Origin of the sequence: Lacticaseibacillus suilingensis (assembly GCF_016861845.1) — a bacterium.
Classification (GTDB): Bacteria; Bacillota; Bacilli; order Lactobacillales; family Lactobacillaceae; genus Lacticaseibacillus; species Lacticaseibacillus suilingensis.
This window is the reverse complement of sequence record NZ_BOLV01000008.1, coordinates 1-20,610: the sequence shown is the minus strand read 5'-3', so window position 1 is coordinate 20,610 and position 20,610 is coordinate 1. Positions and strand designations below refer to the sequence as shown.

The window sequence follows — 20,610 nt, the reverse complement described above, 5'->3', positions numbered from 1 at the left end:
TAAAGCAAAAGAGCTAGTCACATAGTGTGCTAGCCCTTTCACACGTCTAAGTTCAAAGAGCTTGTTTGAGCTCAAAGCTTAGTGCTTAGTCGTTCTTTTTAGCAAGTTCAAGGCGCTTAGCGTTCCAGTCCTTAACAGCCTTGTCGTATGCCTTTGTCGTGATTGTCTTCTTGGAAATCTTCATCCCTTCGAAACGAGGAGAAGGTGTACCGGACCAAGTTGCTGGCCGGGTGAATGGAATCACTTTGGTTACAGAAGGAGTGCCGCCCAGAGAGTTAACAGGAATTTGAACACCGAGGCTCAAAAGGTAAGCTTCAGCCTTAGCAAATGCCTTGTAACGTGCGTTCGTGTCAGTGGTGATGGCTTCAGCAGCATCAACCAGCTTTTCGTACTGATCCAAGCCAGTTTCCTTGGCAACAGCGTCGTATTCGGTCTTTTGAGCACCGGTTGCGCCGATCACGAAGCCAAGGGTTTGTGCCATCGCACCAGAGGTTGGCTTGAAGATGTCAAGGTATGAGGAAGGATCTTGATAGTCAGGGCTCCAACCAGAAGCATTGCTGATATCGAAGTCAGACTGGGCACCAGTTTGTGCTTGGTAAGTGGCAGCCAAGTACTTGTCTTCAGACAACTGCTGGATGTCGATTTCAACGTTATCCTTGCCCAGAGTCTTTTCAACTGAGGCCTTGAAGGACTTCGCCTGGTTCAACAGCAGCGCTGCTTTAGACTCTTGTGGCAGATCCAGCTTGATTGGGAAAGCCACGCCTTCCTTTTGCAGTTCAGCCTTCGCCTTAGCAAAGAGTTCCTTCGCCTTAGCAGCGTTGTAGGTACCATCTTGCGCATCAGCAACGTTGTACTTGCTGAAGGTGCTTGAGTCGAGATCCTTCAAATCGGATTCAACATAGGTCCCGTAATCCTTACCATCAGCTTGCACGAAACTTGGTGGGGTGATTTCGTTACGCAGGGACTTGGTAGCACCGGCAGAACCATTCGCCTGAGCGTTGTAGTTGGACTTATCAAAGGCGAACTGAATGGCCAAACGGAAGTCCTTGTTCAAGATTGCCTTCTTGGTGTCAGCCTTTTGCTTGTCCGTAGTCTTGGAAGTGTCATTGTAAGACTTACGGTTCAAGTTAAAGGTGAAGTTATAAACGGAAGCATCTTGCTGTGACCAAACGATGTTGTTTTTGTTCTTCTTTTCAACATCCTTGTAGCCTGGCAGGTTAGGGTAAACGCGAGCCGTGGTGTAGTCACCCTTGGCGAATGTCTTATAGAGTTCGTCTGGGTTGGACCCATCATTGTAGGTTTCCTTAACGTCAGTCACATGAACGTTCTTCTTGTCCCAATACTGGTCGTTAGCCTTGTATTCGATAACGGACTTAGAAGTGAAGTTCGACAGGATATAAGGACCGGTGTACAAGATGGCGTCGGCCTTAGGTTGGCCATACTTCTTGCCTTCTTGCTTCAGGAACTTAGCGTTAACTGGTTCCAAAACGCCATATTGAAGTTTGGAGTTCCAGTAAGGTTCAGCTTGATTCAAAGTGTATTGAATCTTGTTGTCGCCGATGGCCTTAATCCCAACGGTTGAGAAGTCCTTGGTCTTACCATTAACGTAATCATCCAAGCCCTTGATGGAGTCTTGAACAATGTACAAAGCTTCGGACTTACCATCAACGGCGTGCTTCAAGCCGGTGATAAAGTCTTGGGCCTTAACGGTTGCGTAAGTGTTACCTTCGCTGTCAACCCACTTCACACCCTTGCGCAGCGTGTAAGTGTAAGTCTTGCCGTCGTTAGAAACCTTCCAAGACTTAGCCAAGCCAGGAACGATTTGGCCGTACTTGTCAGTCTTGAGCAACGGATCTTCAAAGTTGGCCAAGTGATCATTGTTCGTGGCACGACCAGTGATCGAGTAGTCAAAGTTATCTGGATCGGTTGCATAAACATAATTATAAGTGCTGGTAGCAGTGTCGCTAGAGCCGGTTGACTTGCTGCCGCAAGCTGCAAGCAGAGTAGCCAGCGTCAGTGCAACAACCACTGCACCGCGTTTCTTGTTCATCTTCATACACATAAGCCTCCAACCTATGATAGTTTCCCAATTCCGCCTCTAACGGTATTAGAATAATGAAGATTATAAATTGATTAGAGAGGCATGTCAAGCATGTGTTGCGTTTTTTGTGAACAAATGCGAAATTTTCTTGAACACTTTCCCGAAAGTGCAAGCTGCATTATTCCAAAAACGCCTGTTCGCCTGCTTGAAAACGCGGTTTCATCAGTATTCTGATGAGAAAATGCTGAGCCGGTTTTCACAATGAGAAAATTCTAAGTCCGCCTGTGGCTTCTTAGAATCAGCAAAAGGGGCTGCGACAAAAGGCGGTTTTGGAGCCGACAGGTAGCCTTTCTAACGCATGTCAGCCTGTACGCGCTTCGCGCTACAGGGTGATCAAGCCATCCACCAAGTCCGAACTTTGGACTCGGTGGATGGCGTAGCTAGCTGCTCGGCTCCGGCCTTTTGGCGCGTATCTCTGCTGGAACACTCGGCATCAAAAGGGGGTGTGACAAAAGTCACACCCCCTTTCCGATCATGTCTCATTAACCACGCTTGGCGAGTTCCGCCTTCGCCGCGGCATCCCCTTTCGCGGCTAAGACCTGCAGCTGGTTATAGCCGAGTCGGCTGTAGTCCGTTTTTGCTGGCGTTGGCACTTGAGCAGCCATCTGCTGGGCCTGTGCATCGCGCTTAGCAATTTCCGCTTGCGCCGCCGGATCATCTGGCAGCGCCTTAAGCTGGTTGTAGCTCATCGTTACATAAGCCTTAGTCCCAACCGGGCGCCACTGGTCAATTTTGGCGGCATTGGCATCACGCTCAGCCAGTTCGACCTTAGCGCCTTCATCACTAGCCGCAGCCAAGGCCCGCAACTGGCTGTAGCTCATGGTGACATATTCTTTGGTGGCGTGTGGCAACCGTTCCTCGATCTTGGCGCTTTGCGCATCGCGCTTGGCGAGCTCCTTGGCAGCCAACGGGTCGCCGGCGGCCGCCAGGGCTTGAAGCTTGGCATACCCCAAAAGCTGATAGTCGGCAGCCGCATAGGTCTTAGCGGCCGGCGCTGGCGTATTCGTGCGGCGGGTCAATTCGCGCTCGGCATATTGATTACCTGCCCCAGCTAAAGCGATCAAATGGGCCGTGCTCATCGCCGAATAACTGGTCGCCACGGTATCCCCGTATGCTTCCGCAGCAGCGCCGTTAGCGTTGCGCTTCGCCAGTTCGGCGCGAGCAGCCGGATCGGTGGCTGCCAAAGCGGTCAGTTGGCCGTAGCCCATCGCCGCATAGGCTGGCGTCTTGGCTGGTAGCAAAGACGCTAATTCGGCCGCATTGGCATCCCGCGCGGCCTTTTCAGTGCTGGCTGCTTCAACGCCCTGGGCTGCCGCCGCGCTCAGCTGGGTGTAACCCATGTTCTTGTAGTCTGGTGCTTGCGGCGCAAAGTAGACGTCAAATTGTGCCGCATTCGCATCCCGCTTGCCTTTTTCGGTGATGGCGGCCTCAATCCCCTGCGCCGCGGCGGCGCTGAGCTGGCTGTAACCCATGTTCTTGTAATCTGGGGCTTGCGGCGCAAAGTAAACGTCGAATTGCGCCGCATTCGCGTCCCGTTGACCTTTTTCGGTGATGGCGGCTTCAATGCCTTGGGCTGCCGCCGCACTCAACTGCGTATAGCCCATGTTCTTGTAATCCGGTGCTTGCGGGGCAAAATACGCCGCAAACGGATCGGCATTGCCGTCCCGCTTTGCCTCCTCCGTGATTGCAGCAGCAATGCCTTTTGCCGCAGCGGCCTTGAGCTGACTGTAACCCATGTTGCGATAATCAGCCGCCGGTGTTGCGCTGACTGTCGCCACGGTCGTTTTGACTGCGGTGTGCTTGGCCGCCTTTGCGGCTTTCGTTGCGGCTTTAGCTGCGGCTTTGACTGGTGACTGCACACTAACTTTAACTTGCGGGCTTTGGTTGCTTTGCTGCTTACCTGCGGCTTGGCCAACCAGAGCCTGAGTACTAAATAAGGCTGCGGCGGCAATCCCGACCGCAAGCCATGCTTTACGCTTACCACGAGAACTAGTTGTGCTTGTCATATCCTTTCCTCCCCCGGAAAATGGACCCCCAACGACACATATTCGGACTTTATAATTTTTCACTATCCGAATATTCGCCTAATTATATGATAGAAATAAATCACTTGTCACGAAATAAATTAGCCAATTTTGATATATTTGCCATTTTTATAGAAGAAACCAGCGCACCAAAAAACCTCATCAACCGAAGTCGATGAGGTTCACTTGGATGTTGCATCTAATGCCGCAAACAGGAGTCGAACCTGCACATGGATAACCATACAGCGACCTGAACACTGCGCGTCTGCCAATTCCGCCATTGCGGCAACAACAGGTAATAGTATAGCAAGAAGCACCGCCAATGCCAAGCCTTTTTTACATTCAGTCGACTCGCTAATTGGATTGAGCAGGGTTCGGCACAATCAGTGCGGTATAATGCGATTGAGGTGATAACTGTGAAAACAATCGATCAGGCGCTGCCAGCCCAAGTAATCAGACTGCGGCCAGCAAACAGTCACAAAGGCACCTTCGGCCGCGTGCTCATCATCGGCGGTAATCCCCAGTATGGTGGCGCCGCCATCATGGCCGCCAGCGCCGCAGTGTACGCCGGCGCCGGTTTAGTCAGCGTGGCCACCGCGACGGTTAATCGCTCCGCCTTGCATGCTCGGCTGCCAGAAGCCATGATGCTCCCTTACGATGATCCGAGCTTGCCTGCTCTGATCCAAAGTGTCGATGTCATCGTGCTCGGCCCAGGCTTGGGCACCGATGCCACCGCCCAGCAAGTCCTGACCACTACCCTCGCCGCGGTGACCCCTGAGCAGTCCGTGATCATCGATGGCTCGGCCATTACCCTCATTGCCCAGCAACACTTGACGGTCGCCTTGCCCAAGGCAGTGTGGACCCCGCATCAAATGGAATGGCAGCGCCTCTCCGGCCTAGCCGTTGCGCAGCAAACCCCGACCAGTAACGCGGCTGCCGCCAGTCAACTTGCTGGGACGGTCATCGTCAAATCACACCGGACTGAGATTTTCACCGCAGCAGACAGTTTTTTGAACCCGCTTGGCACCCCGGCGATGGCCACCGGCGGCATGGGCGACACCTTAACCGGCATTTTGGCCGCCTTCATCGCCCAGTTTGGGCATCACGCCGGCTCGATTTGCGCCGCGGTCTACACCCACAGCGCCATTGCTGAACAGCTCGCGCAGGATCATTACGTCGTGGTGCCTTCACAGCTGATCGCGGCGTTGCCCGCATACATGGCCCAACAAGCAAAAAAATAATCGGTTGCCACCCCGGCAACCGATTTTTCTATGCTTGTTTAAGGGCAACCAGCTCTGCGGCCGTCAGCGGCCGATAATGGCTGGATGGCAAATCTGAAGGTAGCCTGAGCGGACCCATTTGCACCCGCTTAAGCGCCACCACCTCATTACCCACCGCATGCAACATCCGCTTCACCTGGTGAAATTTACCTTCATGAATGGTGAGCAAAATCTGCAGCGGCTGATTGGCAACCGCGGTGACCGTCGCCGGTGCACTGGTGAACTCGGCAAAAGTCAGGCCATTTTCCAACTGCGTCTTCATCGCTGGCGTCAAAGGCGCCGCCATGGTGACGAGGTACTGTTTGGGCACATGGCGGCTCGGCGCCAGCAAGGCATGCCCCAGGACGCCATCATTGGTCAACAAGAGTAGTCCGGTCGTGTCCTTATCCAGCCGGCCCACCGGAAACAAGCCCGGCCGCAAATCCGCCGAGGCCAGCAAATCCAGTACGGTGCGCGCCGTGTCATCCTGGGTTGCCGTGATTACGCCAGCGGGCTTGTTGAGTAGGTAATACACCTCCAGGGCACCACTGACGGCTTGACCATCGACAGCCACCTGGGCAGCGGCGGCCACATCTAAGCCAGGATCCCGCACCACGACCTGGTCGACGGTCACCCGCTTGGCTTTGATCATTTTTTTCACTTCAGCCCGACTGCCAAATTGCAAATGCGCTAAGAACCGATCTAACCGCATCGGCCTACCTCATCCGCAGCATGGCGCGCAGGCGTGCCACCCGCTGGCCCAAAATCATGTCCGCCAGCCGCGTTTTGAGCACGGCATAGCCGTACACCAGCACCCCAATCGGTACCGCCACCAACAAAGCCACCACGGCTCCCAAGGCGCGGTCTGGGGAAATCACCAAGCCGACCAGCTGCACGCAGCCGAAGACGACTACCGCCATCAGCACGGAAAACGCGGCAATGCCCAGCAGGCGCCGGCCGGTTTGACGAATGCGGAAGCGGTAGCGGGCATGCAGCGAATACAGCATCAGCACACTGGAAACCAGCATCCCCGCCGCTGTCGCTAACAGTGGGCCCCAAATGTTGAAGAAGAAAATCAGTGGCCATTGCAAAATCACCTTGACCACCATGCCGGCCAACATTTCATAAATAGCAATGCGGTTGAAGAACAGACCTTGCAACGCTGCCGCCAAAATCGTGAACAGTCCCATGGCCACCGCGACGAAGGCGGACAGCACCAAAATCGCGATGCCGAGATGATCGTAACCATAAAAAACCACGTACAGCGGCTTAGCCACCGCCGCCATCCCGAAGGCACAAGGCACCATGACAATGAAGAAAAGCTGCAAAATGTTCGTCAGCTGTTCAGCAATCGCCTTGTCATCACCGCGGGTTTTAGCGCCAGACAGCAGCGGCAACACCGTCGAAGACATCGCCACTGCCAGCGAAATGACAATCATGATCAGTTTGTTGGCATTGCCGGCAAACAAGGTAAAGAAGCTGTTGAGTTGCGTCATCGACGCTATCCAATGGCTTTGCATCATCGGGTAGAAACTGTACTGGTCGAACAGATAGTAGAGGTTGACGCCTGAGCCGATAATGATAAACGGCACCGCCTGCTCCACAATTTCGCGCAAAATATGCGGCGTTGAAATCTGCACCTGGTCGAGACTTTGATCAGCCAAATCACGGAACTTGTGGCGCCGGGAGATAAACACCAACACCAAAAGCCCCAAGCCAAACACCGCCCCTACGAAGGCGGCAAAGGTCGACTGCGAGGCAGCATCCACATAATTGTGATTGCCTGCGACCATGATGGCATAGGTCATCATCAGCATATAGATAATGCGGGCCAGCTGTTCCACCAGCTGACTCAAGGCGCTCGGCGCCATGTCGTTATAGCCCTGGAAAAAGCCGCGCATGATACTCATCACGGGAATGATCAGCAGTGGCCACGCCAGCGACCGGTACACCTGGGTCAGCGCCGCATCGTTTAAGGCCAGCCACGGCGCCAGCAGCCACATCAAGGCAAAGGAGACCAGCCCCATGACACCCATCATGATGGCCCCCTGCCGAAACAGCCGGAACCCGGTGCGGTACTCGTTCATCGCATTGTAATGCGCCACCTGCTTGGAAATCGCGCCTGGCACCCCAGCCGTGGCAATCGTGAGAAAAATACTGTAGATATTGTAACCTTTGGTAAACAGATTATTGGCCGCCAAAAAAGCCGCACCCAGCCAGATGCGCCAAGGAATAATGTAAATCGCGCCTAACACCCGTGATAAAATACTGCCCGCCGTCATCCAGGCGGAGCCACGCAGCATTTGTTCGCGTGCGGTCGGTTGCGCTTTCGGCTCTTTTGCCATCTTCAATACCCCGATTTCAGTCCATGTTAATCACCATTTTAGTTGAAGCGCGCCTCGCTTTCAATCAGGCGCGGCAGTCTTTGCCATTCCCTAACATTCAAAACGCTCTAGAGTTGCGCTCAGGACGCCAACGCCCACCTGACCAGCTACACCCAAGCCCTCACCGCCCAAAACCGGCGGTAATGCCTTGGGTTAGGCTGCTCAGCGGGCTAAGAGCGGCGTCCTTCGCAGCCTGACCAAAAAAACGCCGGCAAGCTGCCGACGTTGAGGTGCACTTATTTAACCACGATGTTCACAATCTTGCGCGGAATGATGATTTGCTTAACGATTGTCTTGCCAGCCACAAACTTCTGGACGTTATCAATGGCCATGGCGTCTGCCTTGATCTTCGCTTCATCGGCGTCCACCGACTCCATCACATGGCCCCGAAGCTTGCCGTTGACCTGCACCATCAGTTGATATTCTTCAGTGACCAAGGCCTTCGGATCATAAGTTGGCCATGGTGCGTAAGTCAGGCTGTGGTCGTGGCCCAGAATTTGCCAGATTTCTTCCATCAAATGCGGCGCGATTGGCGCCAGCAGCTTCACGAAGCCTTCGACATATTCATAAGGCAGGTCGTCCACTTTATTGGCTTCATTGATGAAGACCATCATCTGGGAAATGGCGGTGTTAAAGTGCAAGTCGTCGAAGTCTTCGGTGACCTTCTTGACCGTTTCGTTGTACACCTTGTCCAGCTTGCCGTCGTTAATGGTGGTGATGTGATCACGCATCTTACCATTGTCATCGACAAAGGTGCGGTACACCCGATCCAAGAACTTCCGGGCGCCAGCCAAGCCAGTAGTGCTCCAAGCGATACCAGCATCCAACGGCCCCATGAACATTTCATACAAACGCAAGGTATCAGCGCCGTACTCTTCAACCACATCATCAGGGTTGACCACGTTACCTTTGGACTTGCTCATTTTTTCGTGGTTATCGCCCAAAATCATGCCTTGGTTGAACAACCGCTGGAAGGGTTCCTTGTTAGGAATGGCGCCAATATCATACAGGAAAAGATTCCAGAACCGGGCATACAGCAGATGCAACACCGCATGTTCAGCACCGCCGATGTACAAGTCAACTGGCAGCCATTCCTTCAGCTTGTCATAATCGGCCAGGGCTTCCTTGTTGTGCGGATCGACAAAGCGCAGGTAGTACCAAGACGAGCCGGCCCATTGCGGCATGGTGTTGGTTTCGCGCTTGCCTTTGCGGCCGTTTTCGTCCACCACATTCACCCAATCATCCAGGTTGGCCAGCGGTGATTCACCAGTGCCACTTGGCTTGATGTCGGCTTCTTCAGGCAGCACCAAAGGCAGTTCGGATTCTGGCACCAAGGTCGTTTCGCCATCTTCCCAGTGAATGACAGGAATGGGTTCGCCCCAGTAACGCTGGCGAGAGAAGACCCAATCGCGCAACTTGAAGTTGACCTTCTTGGTGCCGATTTGCTTATCTTCCAGCCACGCAATCATGGCATCAATGGCGTCTTGCTTGTTTTTACCATCCAGGAAGCCGGAGTTGATGTGGACACCGTCGCCGGTGTAAGCTTCCTCGGCGACATCCCCGCCTTCAATCACCGGCCGAATTGGCAGGTTGAATTGCTTGGCAAAGGCATAGTCGCGGTCATCATGGGCTGGCACCGCCATAATGACGCCGGTGCCATAAGTAGCCAGCACATAGTCAGAAATCCAAATCGGCAAAGCTTCGCCGTTCACTGGGTTGACGGCATACGCACCGGTCCAGACCCCGGTTTTGTCCTTGCTCAAGTCGGTGCGTTCCAGATCAGACTTGTGCGCCACTTCGGCCCGATAGGCGGCCACGGCGGCCTTTTGCTCCGGAGTGGTAATCTGGTCCACCAAATCATGCTCTGGGGCCATCACCACGTAAGTTGCGCCAAACAAGGTGTCAGGACGCGTGGTGAAGACATCAAAGTGGGCTGCGGTGTCTTTCACATCAAACGTGATTTGAGCGCCCACCGAGCGGCCAATCCAGTTGCGCTGCATCTGCTTGATGTTTTCTGGCCAATCCAGATCATCCAAGTCTTCCAGCAAGCGGTCAGCATAGGCGGTAATCTTCAGCATCCACTGGCGCATCGGCTTGCGTATAACAGGGAAGCCGCCACGTTCGGTTTTACCGTCGATGACTTCTTCGTTCGCAACCACGGTGCCCAAATCCGGACTCCAGTTCACCGGCACTTCGGCTTCGTAAGCGAGGCCATGCTTGTACAATTGTTCGAAAATCCATTGCGTCCATTTGTAGTAATTCGGATCCGTGGTGGCAATTTCGCGATTCCAGTCATACGAAAAGCCCAAACTGTTGATTTGCCGCTTGAAGGTTTCAATATTCTTGTGGGTAAAGGCCTTCGGGTTGTGGCCAGTGTTCAGCGCGTACTGCTCCGCCGGCAAGCCAAACGCGTCCCACCCCATCGGATGCAGCACATTGTAGCCCTGTGCCCGCTTCATCCGCGCCACAATATCTGTGGCGGTGTAACCTTCAGGATGCCCCACATGCAAGCCTTGGCCTGATGGGTAAGGAAACATGTCCAGCGCATAGTAGTTCTTCTTGTTCGGGTCTGTGGTGGTATTGAACTCGTTATGCTCAGCCCAATGCTTTTGCCACTTTTTTTCGATCTGCTTGTGATCGTACATGAAATTGCCTCCTTGAGATTTCGAACCAATACTCTGAAAAAACAAAAAGCCGCCCTAAACATTGTTAGGACGGCTGGATGCCGCGGTACCACCTAAGTTCTGCTAAACGCAGCGCTTGAACTGGATAACGGTCAGGGCCGGCCAATCTGGCACGCAAAAGGTCAGTTCAGTCGCGCCCGCGTCAGGCTCACAGCACCCGCCTGCTTTCTGGACTCTGGTTGCGACTTACTCGTCCTTCGTTCGTTCGATATTGGCCTAATCATAGCAAACAAAAGCCGGTGAAACAAGAGCAGGCTGCGAAGCTGGGCGCTTTTAGCGGGATGATTAGCCTAGCTTAGGGCATTGAAGCCGTTCTTTGGCTTCGAGGTCCTAGGCGTAGCTAATCACTCCCGCGTTGCCCAGTTGAGCGCAACTACAAGCTGCAGTTCAGCTCCGCCCAACCCCTTACCATTTATTAACCATCTCCGGTCCTGTCCTTATGCTAAAATAAAGCCACTATGCAAAACAAAGAAGGTGAGCCTGTGAAGCGTCCGCATTATCCCTTAATCATCGCCGCCTGCGCTTTGGTCGGCTTAATCCCCATCATGATCGGGGTCGCTACTCATGCTGCTTGGATTCACACCATCGACCAAAGCGTCATCAGCGTGATCACCGCGCACCGGCCAGACTGGCTGACCACCATTGTCTTGTTCATCACCAGCCTGGGCAATCCGCCAGTGGTCGTCTTTTTCGGCCTAGTTCTCGTTGGCATTTTGTTTTACTTCCGGCGCCGGCGCTACGCGTGGTTTGCGGCGGTCAGTGTGGTGCTGCTGAGTTTCGTCAATACCTCAGTGAAGCATCTGTTCTTGCGGCAGCGCCCGTTCATTCAAAACCCCAACATTCATCCCCTAACCCTCGCTGGCGGTTACAGCTTTCCTAGCGGCCATGCCAGCGGCGCGATGTTGCTGTACGGCACGGTGATTCTGCTCACCTTGACCTTGATCACCCTGCCTTGGCTGCGCCGCCTCTTGGTGAGCTACAGCGCCGTCATGATTAGCCTCATCGGCTTGTCGCGGATTTACGTGCAGGTCCATTTTCCCACTGACGTCCTAGCCGGCTGGCTAGAGGCGTTGGTCGGTTTGATGCTGGTGTGGTGGCTGATGTATCCGTGGCTAACTGAAGTGGGCCCAACCGGTTGGGTCAATGATCCACAATAACCAAAAATCCCGCCTGCGAAACCTTCGCAAGCGGGATTTTTTGACACTTAAAGTTAGCGGGTCAGGGGATATACCGCCCCAATCAAACCGGCGTTGTTCTGCAGTCCAGCTGCTTCAATCCGGTACGGGAAGCTCTTCTGCGCGCCATTGAGGCCTTTGTGGCGCGCGACATATTCCTTGAAGCGCGCCGCCAGGTCGGCCATGAAGGTCGCATTGGCACTAATGCCGCCGCCAATCAGAATCCGTTCAGGATCAAGCGTCCCAATCAAATTCATCAGCATCACCGTCACATCGGCGAGAAAACGGTCATACACCGGCGCGGCGACTTCATCATGTTCGTGGGCCAAGGCAATGATTTGCGCCGCATCTTTTTCTTCCGGTGCATCATGATCAAGGGCTTGCAGTGATAAGTTATACCGCCGCACCAGCCCGGTGACCACCGATGCCGCGTAATTCAACGAAACCGACTCCAAATCGTCGGTCAGGTCTAGGTCATGGGTGATGCTCCAGCCAATTTCACCTGCCATACCATGAGCGCCACGGTAAACATCCCCGTTCAGCACCAGGCCGCCGCCAATGCCGGTGCCTAACACCAGACAAATGTAGTCGTCAATCCCCTGCGCATTGCCCAGCCAGCGCTCAGCAATGGCCGCGGCGTTAGCATCGTTTTCGACTTTCACCGGCAAGTGCAAGGCATCCTTGAGTTCCTGGGCTAGGGGAAACTGGTAAAAGCCAGGAATCGCGCCGCCAGTGATCATATAGCCGTCTTTGGTGACAATGCCTGGGGCATCGATGCCCACGCCAGCAATCATGGTTTGCTTTTGGTAATCTTTAACCACTGCCACCATCTTGGTCACATTGGTCGCCGCATCTTTTGCTGTGGCAAAATGCCCATGCGCCAAAATCTGGCCACTTTCATCGAGCAGCCCATATTTGATGCTGGTGCCACCAATGTCAAAGCCCACAAACTGTTTCATTTTCTGCCTCCGTTACAGCTGATCGCCGTTTGATTGGATGACCTGCCGATACCAAGCAAAGGAATCCTTCTTGTAGCGCTTCAAGGTTCCTTCGCCGGCATCGTTTTTATCCACGTAAATCATGCCATAACGTTTGTCCATTTGGCCAGTGCCGGCGGAAACCAAATCAATAAAGCCCCATGGCGTGTAGCCAATCAGATCCACCCCATCGTATTCAACCGCCAGCTTCATCTGCTCGATGTGGGCCTTGAGGTAGGCGATGCGATAGTCATCATGCACCTGGTGATCCGCGGTCAGTTGATCAACCGCGCCGAAGCCATTTTCGACAATGAACAGTGCCAGGTCATACCGATCGTTGAACCAGTTCATGGCATAGCGCAGGCCAACCGGGTCGATTTGCCAGCCCCATTCCGAACGCTGAACGGTAAGGTTTTCCACCTGGTCAGCGGCTTCTTCATAGGCAAAATCGGCTGGTTCGTTGGCTTTGGCTTTGACGGCAAAGGACATGTAATAGGAAAAACCAATGTAATCCACAGTGCCAGCCTTCAGCACATCCAAGTCGGCCAGCGTGATATCCAGGTCAAACTTGCGGGCCTGATACGACCGCAACCAACGCGGATAACGGCCATTGGCTTGCACATCGGCGAACCAATAACGGCTTTGCATGGCGCGTTCGGCTTTAAAGACATCGCGCGGATCAGGACTGGCCGGATAAATCGGCACCATCGCAATCATCGCCCCGATTTGGAAGGCGGGATTGATTTCATGGCCAATTTGCACCGCCAGTGCCGAAGCGACACACTCATAATGCGCGGCTTGGTACATCACAGCCTCGGCATCCTCGCCGGGCTTGATTTGCAACCCAGAGTTGGTGAACAGGGCAAAGGTGCCGCGGTAGTCGGCTTGGTTATTGATTTCGTTGAAGGTCATCCAATACTTGACCTTGTCTTTGTAACGTTTGAACACGGTCGTGGCAAACTTGACGAAGAAGTCAATGACCTTGCGATTGCGCCAGCCCCCGTACTCGGTCACCAGGTGGTAAGGCATTTCGAAGTGGGACAAGGTGATCACCGGCTGAATGCCGTTTTTCAGCAGTTCGTCGAATAAGTCATCATAGAACTGCAGTCCGGCTTCATTCGGCTGGTCCTCATCGCCATTGGGATAAATCCGAGTCCAGGCAATCGAGGTGCGGAAGCACTTCAGCCCCAATTCCTTGAACAGCTGAATGTCTTCTTTGTAGTGGTGGTAAAAATCAATCGCATCATGATTGGGGTAGTTTTCCCCTGGCTGCACGCCATCTGTGATCCGGCGCTGAACGCCATTAGCCCCCACTGTCATTACATCGGCGACGGAAACGCCTTTACCGCCTGCTTGCCAACCGCCTTCCAGTTGGTGCGCCGCCACTGCGCCGCCCCATAGAAAGTCTTTGCGTAATTTTGCCATGATTGTTGTTCCTTTCTACCAAAAGCGCCCAGGTTCAGCGTACTGAACCCAGGCGTCATCAAAATCATTTTCGTTGCAACGCTTAGGCGTTAGCCTTTTCAGCTTGTTCCTTAGCAAGTGTTTCTTGTTCCTGCTTGAACAAGGTGTTGTCGTAGCTGCGGATGAATGGGAAGTAAACCGCGAACGACATCGCAAGCATCAAAGCCTGCCACAAAGCGGTCTTCCAGCCGCCGACCAGGAAGCCGGAGAAGATGGCTGGCGTGGTCCATGGGACGTAAACCCCATTGAACAGCGGAATGAGCCCGAATTTAATCGCCAAGTAAGTCAGCGACATGGACAAAGCTGGGACCAACATGAATGGAATCAAGGTCAATGGGTTCATAACCAACGGAATCCCGAACAGGAATGGTTCGTTGATGTTGAAAATCGCTGGTGCAACTTCAACCGCACCCAAAGCCTTCAACTGAGCAGACCTAGCAAAGAACAGAATGTAGAAGACCAAGCCAATGGTAATCCCGGCCCCGGTCACAGTACCGAACTGATCCAGCAAAGCCTGGGTGAAAATGTGGCCGCCATTAGCAACGGTCAAAGCTTTACCAGCCTTGAACAAAGCGGCATTGTCAGTGGAGTTGGACATCAAAACCCCGGTCATGATCCCGGAAACAATCGCGGAACCGTGAACCCCGAAGAACCAGAGGAAGGAAATCGCCATACTCATCAGGATAACGCCACCCAGTGAGTCGGTCAAACCTTGCAGTGGCACTTGCAGGACGGAGTAGATCCAGCCCAGCATACCTTCGTGCAGGAAGTGATCAAAGAACATGTAAACCAAGGTCCAGCCGGTGATCAAAGCAGCGGCAGGGATCAAAGCAACGAAAGAGTTGGCAACGTTGGCAGGCACTTGGTCTGGCAGCTTGATGGTGATGTTGTTCTTAACGAACCAGCTGTAAATCCAGCCCGTGATCAAGCCAATGATGATCGCGGCGATCATCCCTTTACCACCTAAGAAACCAGTGTCGATCCAGCCGGTAATGCCGCGGCTGTTAGCGACCAGCGTCTTGCCAGTAGCAGAAACGATTGGGTTAGAAGGCTGCAGAACGACTAAGAAGGAAAGCAAGCCAGTGATCCCTGAAGCCAGTGGATCCACTTTTTCGGCCCGAGCCCATTCATAGGCAATCCCAGTCACCGCGATGATTGACATGACGTTAAATGAGAAGTTATAAGCTTGGTTGAAGTATGGCACCAAGCCGGTACTGTTCATCCAAGCCGCCCATGATGGCACAGGCAAGGACGCTAAAATCAGAAAGACTGAACCAACGATGATGAAGGGAATGGTGTAAATCATCCCATTTTTCAGCGCGGTGATTGGCCGGCTGCTAGTGAACTTCATCACTTTTGGCAAGACTTTATTGTTCACGTAGTCCATAATGTTTCCCCCAGTTGCGCCAAATTGGCGTCAAATTTTATCATTGCTAAAACATGATCCGACGAATGGTCGGGTGAAGCATGAATAATAGTTTGATTTCGGCCGAAATCAGATGATCAGTGGTACCTGACCACAACAACTAGTGTAACCGGTTTCGTATGAAACCGGTACCTTATTGTCCGATTCAGAAACCGGTTTCACACAAAAACACCCGTTACAGAAATGTAACGGGTGACAAGTCGGCGCTAAGCCTTGGTATGATTGATTTCGTCCAGTCGGTGCCCAATTAATTCAATCAGGTAGACCACTGGCACCTGAGTCGTTAAATTCAAATCAGCGTGCTTAATTTCTGGCATAAAATAGCTGATACTTAAATCTGCCATTTTCGCCAAGGTGGAATTGCCCGAATTAGTGACCGCAATCACCTTGACGGCTTCTGGCTTCACTTTGTTGACCAGATCCAGCACCTCATGGGTTTCGCCGGATACCGACAGCACCACCAGCACCGTGTCTTTCGGCAAGGGACTGCTGTTAGGGAACGGCTGGAACGGATCAAACACCGGCAGTGACATCTTGCCGGCATTCGACCAGAACCGCGCCCCATACTGCGCCAGCGAATTGCCACCGCCCAGACCAAAGAACATCACCAGTGGCGCTTTGACAATGAGGTCCATGGCGGAATCAATCAACTTGTTGAAGTCGGTGGAATTCACCTTGGAAAAGAAATCGGCCAGTGGCACCGAGGCATCATAACTGGTGGCCTGCGCCTCTTGCTCTTTGTTCTTGCGGTCCTGCTTCAGCGCAAACCGCAATTCCGAATAACCATCAAAGCCCATTTTCTCCGCAAAGCGCAGCACGGAAGCCGTGCTAACGTGGGCATGGGTGGCTAATTCGCGAATCGGCATGGTTTCCACCGCTTCGGCGTGTTTGATCACATAGTTGTAAATCGAGGTTTCAATATCATTCAGGGTTTGAAGCTTGTCATAAGAAAACACAGTTGTGCCCCCTATCCAGCGTAATCTTCTCTTCTATCATGAAGACTTTGACTGGAAAAAACAAGCGCTTGCGCGGTTATTTTGACTGGCGGTCCAGCGCATTGATGATGAGCCCTGCCACCACAATCAACACCGAGAAGAAATAAATGTTATGCAGGCCGGAATAGAGGATTTCATGCAGCACCGGCAGCAATTTTTTCGGCAAATTAACCGCTGTTTGCGGATTGATCAGTTGGTTGAGCATGGACGCCTTAATGTTGGCATGAGCGGCCACGCCTTGCGCCATCCGCAAATTCAGCACCACCCCATACAAGGACACCATCAGCGTTTGGCCCAGCGTCCGGGACAAGGTGTTAAAGCTGCTGGCCACCCCAATTTCGCTTGGGTCGACCACGGCCTGCGCGCGCACCGTGGTGGTGGTAATCACAATCCCGAAGCCAAAGCCCAGCACCGCCGCAATGCCTAGGAAGGCCAGGTAAGGCGTACTCTCAGGGACCAGCGCTAACGCCAAGGTGCCGACCAAAATCGTGGTCATGGCAATGGTCAAAATCCGCCGCACCGACAAGCTCGTCAGCATGCGCCCAGCCACAAAAGAGCCAATCACCCACATTAAGGAACTCGGCGTGATGGCAAAGCCCCCGTAGGAAGCACCCATCCCTAAGATGCCTTGTACCCACATCGGCATGTAGGTTTCATAGCCAATCACCACGCCGGAAATCAGCGCCGCAATGGCGTTGGCCACAACAAAGGGCCGATTGGCGAATAACTTGAGGTCGATGATGGGATCGGCTGCTTTGCGTTCCTGGCGCGTGAACAACCACAGCGCCACTGCCGCCAGCACCAGTAGCCCAGCAAAGCCCAACAGGCCATGACTGCCGGCCAGCGCCTGAAAGCCCAGCATCAAGAACAGCAAGGTCAACACCAACCACACCGTGCCCAGGTAATCGACTGGCGCACTGACGGCTTCGTGTTGATCGTGATAGAACACCATGATCAGGGCCATTGTGATGAGGCCGATCGGCACATTGATGAAAAAAATCCAGTGCCACGATAGCTGATCGACAATGAAGCCGCCCAATAGCGGGGCCACCACCGAGGCAATGCCCCAGGCCGAGCCGTTGAAGCCCAGGACCTTGGCGCGCTTTTCATAAGGATAGATATCCGCAATGATGGTGAACGTTACTGGCATGATGGCCCCAGCGCCGATGCCTTGAAAAGCCCGCGCCACGATCAAAATCGGCATGCTTTGGGACAAGCCTGAAGCCGTCGAACCTAAAATAAAAATCAGCAGGCCCAGCATGAGCACCGGCTTGCGGCCAATTTTATCTGCGAATTTCCCATAAATCGGTGTCGCCATCGCGTTGGTGAGCAGGTAAATTGAGACAATCCAGTTCATCAGCGCGACGCCGTGCAAATCGCCGACAATGGTAGGCATGGCGGTAGCCACAATTGTCCCTTCAATCGCCGTCATGAAGGTGGCGATAAAAATCGCAATCGTGGTAATCATCACGTTGGTTGGTTTAGCTTTCGTCATGTAACAGTTTTCGCTCCTTTGCGTGAAAAAGCGACCGTCCAGCAAAGCTGGAACGGCCGCCTCTTTTCTCGTTTAATCTAAGTACTTGGCTAATTCAGCAACTTTGTCCAAGTGCTCCCAAGGAAGATCAACATCTGTACGTCCAAAATGACCATACGCCGCGGTTTGTTCGTAAATCGGCCGCTGTAGGTCAAGCATTTTAATGATGCCTGCCGGGCGCAAGTCAAACAACTTGCGAATGGCAGTCGTAATCGTTTGTTCAGAAACTTTATTGGTGCCAAAGCAGTTCACCGAGACGGATACTGGCTGGGCGACGCCAATCGCGTATGCCAGCTGCACTTCCATCTTATCCGCTAAGCCAGCGGCCACCACGTTTTTAGCGATGTAACGCGCCGCATAAGAAGCGGAGCGGTCAACCTTGGTGGCATCCTTACCGGAAAAGGCCCCACCACCATGCCGGGCAAAGCCGCCATAGGTATCGACAATGATTTTACGCCCGGTCAAACCAGAATCGGCTTGCGGGCCGCCTAACACGAAGCGGCCAGTCGGGTTCACGTAGATCTTGGTGTTCGCATCCAGCAAGTGAGCCGGAATCACCGCGCGAATGACCTGCTGCTCGACATCGGCGCGGATTTGCGCCAACGTCGCATCCGAATCATGCTGGGTTGAAATCACGACGGTATCGACCCGCACCGGCTTTTCTTGATCATCGTATTCAACGGTCACTTGCGCCTTTGCATCCGGCCGCAGGTAACTGATGGTGCCGTCCTTGCGCAATTTGGCAATCCGCTGCATCAGCTGATGCGCCAGCGCAATCGGTAGCGGCATGTACTGCGGCGTTTCGTTGATGGCATAACCGAACATCATGCCTTGATCGCCAGCGCCGATTTTGTCCAGCGGATCGGTTTCGCCTTCCCGCGCTTCATAAGAGTCATCGACCCCTTGCGCAATATCAGGCGACTGTTCGTCCAGCGCCGTCATCACGCCCACGCTATCGGGGTCAAAGCCTGACGCTTTGTCGTAGCCGATGCGGCGAATGGTATCGCGAACGACCTTTTGAATATCAACATAAGCGGTGGTTGAGATTTCCCCCACCACCAGCACCAAACCGGTGGTGACAGTCGTTTCACACGCGACCCGGGCATTTTTGTCCTGAGCCAACATTGCATCCAAGATGGCATCGCTGATTTGATCGGCGATTTTATCTGGATGGCCTTCAGAGACGGACTCCGAAGTAAATAAATGACGTTCTTGCATTATTTTTCCCCCTAAATTTGTTTCGGTTACAAGGCACCTCTGACTATCCGGTCAGATCCCATCGGGAATTCGTTGCAACTGATTCATTCTATCACATCCACCGGTCAAAATCGAAATTACTTTGCCAGCCGGCAGTGACTCCGCTATGATAGAAAGCGTACTGAAAGGAATTATGTGATGACAATCAAATCGTTATTGGCCGCGGTGACAGCGGTCATTCAAATCGCCTTGCTGCCCCTGCTTCTGAACCCTGGCGTCGCTTTTTCCGGCCCACTGATCGCCTTGTTCGCCTTAATCCTCGTGATGGCCGGTCTCGCTAACTTTGCCAAACCTTTATGGTGGACCATCGCCGCCTTGATTTTGGCCGTCATTAGTAGTAGTGGAAATTGGACGCTGTTGCCCTTAGCCCTGGCTCAAATTGGCCTCGGCCTCCTGCTGGCCACGCAAAAAATGTCCCCTTTGCTCAAAGCGAGCGGTTGGCAGCTGGAAGTGCTGTTCTTGCAGCTGCTGCTCAGTGCCAGCATCACTCATGGTTTAACCACCACGGCCCTCATCATCAACTGCCTGTTTGCTGCTTTGATGCTATTGCTCATTTGGGCTGAACGCCTGCCTTTTGCCGCCACCATCATCCTCTTGGTGGCGATTCTCGGCATCGGCTTTTGGCATCAGCAGTTCACCTTGCTCTTTGCGCTGATTGCTCTGGCCTGCAGCGGGATCTTGACGGTCCGGCACTGGGCCAAACTGCCTGGCGTGATTGCCTGGACGCAAATCGTTTTAAGCGCGCTCCTTTACCTCGTTCGGCTTCACGGCTAAACGAAAAAGGCACGCCTCGCAATTTTGCGAGGCGTGCCTTTTTCGGCCGGTTCCAACGAGACTCGAACTCGTGATCTCCTGCGTGACAGGCAGGCGTCCTAACCAACTAGACCATGGAACCAAAAGAAAGGTAAAAAAATGGAGGATACAGGGCTCGAACCTGTGACCCTCTGCTTGTAAGGCAGACGCTCTCCCAACTGAGCTAATCCTCCATATAAGTGACCCGTACGGGATTTGAACCCATGTTACCGCCGTGAAAGGGCGGTGTCTTAACCACTTGACCAACGGGCCATACAATCAACGGAGAGTAAGGGATTCGAACCCTTGATACGGGCAAACCCGTATACATGGTTTCCAACCATGCTCCTTCGGCCTCTCGGACAACTCTCCATAAAAAACTCCGGATGTCAGGCTCGAACTGACGACAACCTGATTAACAGTCAGGTGCTCTACCAACTGAGCTAATCCGGAATAAAACAAAGCGCGGCAGCTTCCTACCCTCGCAGGCAGTCACCCACCAACTACTCTCGGCGTAGAGAAGCTTAACTTCTGTGTT

General features: G+C 53.3%; 14 protein-coding genes, 6 tRNA genes and 1 riboswitch. Of the genes, 3 read left to right on the top strand and 17 right to left on the bottom strand.

All coding sequences use genetic code 11. The features are described 5' to 3' along the window. Positions 1-85 precede the first annotated feature (85 nt). The 3 genes from JUF11_RS06015 to JUF11_RS06005 form a co-directional block, all read right to left on the bottom strand. Positions 86-2,056 (bottom strand): peptide ABC transporter substrate-binding protein, encoded by a 1,971-nt coding sequence (locus tag JUF11_RS06015; protein ID WP_373305857.1) that lies wholly within the window; start codon positions 2,054-2,056, stop codon positions 86-88. 527 nt (positions 2,057-2,583) lie between these two features. Further along, positions 2,584-4,107 (bottom strand): hypothetical protein, encoded by a 1,524-nt coding sequence (locus JUF11_RS06010; protein ID WP_204118795.1) that lies wholly within the window; start codon positions 4,105-4,107, stop codon positions 2,584-2,586. A gap of 221 nt (positions 4,108-4,328) precedes the next feature. Then, positions 4,329-4,412, bottom strand: a tRNA-Leu gene (locus tag JUF11_RS06005). Positions 4,413-4,541: 129 nt separating this feature from the next. Between JUF11_RS06005 and JUF11_RS06000 the strand changes: the two genes are divergently transcribed. After that, the gene (locus JUF11_RS06000) at positions 4,542-5,366 is read left to right on the top strand and encodes an NAD(P)H-hydrate dehydratase (protein WP_204118794.1); all 825 of its coding nucleotides are present in this window, start codon (positions 4,542-4,544) and stop codon (positions 5,364-5,366) included. A 28-nt stretch (positions 5,367-5,394) separates the two neighbouring features. On the opposite strand, the gene JUF11_RS05995 is transcribed toward JUF11_RS06000, so the two are convergent. From JUF11_RS05995 to leuS, 3 genes are all read right to left on the bottom strand, one after another. Then, the gene (locus JUF11_RS05995) at positions 5,395-6,096 is read right to left on the bottom strand and encodes a pseudouridine synthase (protein WP_204118793.1); all 702 of its coding nucleotides are present in this window, start codon (positions 6,094-6,096) and stop codon (positions 5,395-5,397) included. Positions 6,097-6,100: 4 nt separating this feature from the next. Continuing rightward, positions 6,101-7,729 (bottom strand): putative polysaccharide biosynthesis protein, encoded by a 1,629-nt coding sequence (locus JUF11_RS05990; RefSeq protein ID WP_204118792.1) that lies wholly within the window; start codon positions 7,727-7,729, stop codon positions 6,101-6,103. 275 nt (positions 7,730-8,004) lie between these two features. Further along, positions 8,005-10,413, bottom strand: a complete 2,409-nt coding sequence (gene leuS / locus JUF11_RS05985) for a leucine--tRNA ligase (RefSeq protein WP_204118791.1) — start codon at positions 10,411-10,413, stop codon at positions 8,005-8,007. A gap of 521 nt (positions 10,414-10,934) precedes the next feature. On the opposite strand from leuS, the gene JUF11_RS05980 reads away from it, so the two are divergent. Next, positions 10,935-11,609, top strand: a complete 675-nt coding sequence (locus JUF11_RS05980; RefSeq protein WP_204118790.1) for a phosphatase PAP2 family protein — start codon at positions 10,935-10,937, stop codon at positions 11,607-11,609. 53 nt (positions 11,610-11,662) lie between these two features. Here the strand turns inward: JUF11_RS05980 and JUF11_RS05975 are convergent, their stop codons facing one another. The 6 genes from JUF11_RS05975 to metK all read right to left on the bottom strand — a co-directional run bounded on the left by JUF11_RS05975 (position 11,663) and on the right by metK (position 19,241). After that, a complete protein-coding gene (locus JUF11_RS05975) occupies positions 11,663-12,586 on the bottom strand; it encodes an ROK family protein (RefSeq protein ID WP_204118789.1) in 924 nt (307 codons plus the stop codon). Between the two features lie 12 nt (positions 12,587-12,598). Further along, entirely contained in the window at positions 12,599-14,029 is a 1,431-nt protein-coding gene (locus tag JUF11_RS05970) for a 6-phospho-beta-glucosidase (protein ID WP_204118788.1), read from the bottom strand. Positions 14,030-14,111: 82 nt separating this feature from the next. Then, positions 14,112-15,458, bottom strand: coding sequence for a PTS sugar transporter subunit IIC (locus JUF11_RS05965; protein ID WP_204118864.1), 1,347 nt, complete (start codon positions 15,456-15,458; stop codon positions 14,112-14,114). A 242-nt stretch (positions 15,459-15,700) separates the two neighbouring features. Further along, entirely contained in the window at positions 15,701-16,450 is a 750-nt protein-coding gene (locus JUF11_RS05960; RefSeq protein ID WP_125581319.1) for a MurR/RpiR family transcriptional regulator, read from the bottom strand. A gap of 76 nt (positions 16,451-16,526) precedes the next feature. Beyond that, entirely contained in the window at positions 16,527-17,984 is a 1,458-nt protein-coding gene (locus tag JUF11_RS05955; protein ID WP_204118787.1) for an MDR family MFS transporter, read from the bottom strand. A gap of 72 nt (positions 17,985-18,056) precedes the next feature. Beyond that, entirely contained in the window at positions 18,057-19,241 is a 1,185-nt protein-coding gene (gene metK, locus JUF11_RS05950) for a methionine adenosyltransferase (RefSeq protein WP_204118786.1), read from the bottom strand. After that, a riboswitch (SMK box riboswitch) is annotated at positions 19,239-19,324 on the bottom strand. (Overlaps the previous gene by 3 nt.) A gap of 94 nt (positions 19,325-19,418) precedes the next feature. On the opposite strand from metK, the gene JUF11_RS05945 reads away from it, so the two are divergent. Beyond that, on the top strand, positions 19,419-20,054 hold the full coding sequence (locus tag JUF11_RS05945; RefSeq protein ID WP_204118785.1) for a hypothetical protein: 636 nt from the start codon (positions 19,419-19,421) through the stop codon (positions 20,052-20,054). A 47-nt stretch (positions 20,055-20,101) separates the two neighbouring features. Here JUF11_RS05945 and JUF11_RS05940 read toward each other — a convergent pair. From JUF11_RS05940 to JUF11_RS05920, 5 genes are all read right to left on the bottom strand, one after another. After that, positions 20,102-20,175 (bottom strand) — tRNA-Asp (locus JUF11_RS05940). Positions 20,176-20,193: 18 nt separating this feature from the next. Further along, positions 20,194-20,266, bottom strand: a tRNA-Val gene (locus JUF11_RS05935). A gap of 7 nt (positions 20,267-20,273) precedes the next feature. Further along, positions 20,274-20,345, bottom strand: a tRNA-Glu gene (locus tag JUF11_RS05930). 10 nt (positions 20,346-20,355) lie between these two features. Next, a tRNA-Ser gene (locus JUF11_RS05925) sits at positions 20,356-20,444 on the bottom strand. Positions 20,445-20,452: 8 nt separating this feature from the next. After that, positions 20,453-20,525 (bottom strand) — tRNA-Asn (locus JUF11_RS05920). Between the last annotated feature and the right edge of the window lie 85 nt (positions 20,526-20,610).